Source organism: Paracoccus angustae, assembly GCF_042648745.1.
Lineage (GTDB): Bacteria > Pseudomonadota > Alphaproteobacteria > Rhodobacterales > Rhodobacteraceae > Paracoccus > Paracoccus angustae.
Window position 1 is genome coordinate 1 of sequence record NZ_JBHRXY010000111.1, and the last position, 1,362, is coordinate 1,362.

General features: G+C 67.7%; 1 protein-coding gene. It reads right to left on the reverse strand.

Annotated elements, in window-relative coordinates:
- Nucleotides 1-3: 3 nt before the first annotated feature.
- A partial coding sequence (gene tpa / locus ACFOM8_RS22965) for a hypotaurine--pyruvate aminotransferase Tpa (RefSeq protein WP_377764679.1) occupies nt 4-1,362 on the reverse strand: 1,359 nt, incomplete at its 5' end.

Sequence of the window (1,362 nt, forward strand, 5' to 3'; positions counted from 1 at the left end):
GTTCTAGCCCATCACCTTTGCCAGCGCGCCGTCGATGGCGTCGGTGATGGCGTCGATGTCGTTTTCCGTGGCGATCAGGGCGGGCGACAGGCACAGGGTGTTGTTCAGCCCCGGCAAGCTGCGGTTGGTGGCGCCGATGATCACGCCGCGGGCCAGGCACTCGGCCACCACCGCCTGGACGCGTTTTTCGTCCAAGGGCTCCTTGGTGGCGCGGTCGGCCACCAGCTCGGCCCCGCAGAACAGGCCCTTGCCGCGCACCTCGCCGATGGCCGCGTGCTTCTCCATGAGCGCCCGGAGGTTCGCCATCAGCCGCGCGCCCATGGCCCGGGTGTTTTCCAGCAAGCCCTCGTCCTCGATGATGCGCATGTTCTCCAGCGCCGCCACCGGGCCCGCCGTGCAGCCCCCGAAGGTCGAGATGTCGCGGAAATAGCCCAAGGGGTCGGCCGCGTCGTCCTTGAACATCTCGAACACCGCTTCCGTGGTCACCGTGCACGAGATCGCCGCATAGCCCGAGGCCACCCCCTTGGCCATGGTCACGATGTCGGGCCGGATGCCGTAATGCTGATAGCCGAACCAGGCGCCGGTGCGGCCAAGCCCGCAGACCACCTCGTCGATGTGCAAAAGGATGTCGTACTTGCGACAGATCTCCTGCACGCGCGGCCAGTAGCCCTCGGGCGGCACGATCACGCCGCCGCCCGCGGTGATCGGCTCCAGCACGATGGCGCCCACCGTGTCGGGGCCTTCACGCCGGATCGCCTCCTCGATGGCGTCGGCGGCGCGTTCGCCGTAGTTCTCCACGTCCCACTGCTTGCGGTATTCCAGGCAATGGGGCACCCGCACGAAGCCGTCGGGATAGGGGCCGTACTGCGCCGCCCGCTGGTCCTGGCCGCTGCTGGCCAGCGTGCCGATGGTGGTGCCGTGGTAGTCGCGGTCGCGGTAGAGGATCTTCCACTTGCGCCCGCCGTGCCGGCGTTGGGCGATCTGGCGGACCATCTTGTAGGCCTTCTCGTTGGCCTCCGAGCCGGAGTTCGAGTAATAAACCCGCGAAAGCCCCGGCATCTTTTCCACCAGCCGTTCCGCGAACAAGGCCGCCGGCACGTTGCCCGCAGCCCCCGCATAGTAGTTGAGCTTGACCAGCTGGTCGCGCACGGCATCGGCGATGGAGGTCCGCCCGTAGCCCACGTTGACCGTCCACACGCCCCCCGACACCGCGTCCAGATACTCGCGCCCGGTCACGTCCCACAGCCGCATCCCCTTGCCCTCGACAAAGACCCGCGGGTCCGCGGTCTCGTATTGCTTGTGCTGGCTCAGATGATGCCAGACATGCGCCCGGTCGGCGGCGACAACGTGCGAAAGGTCGTT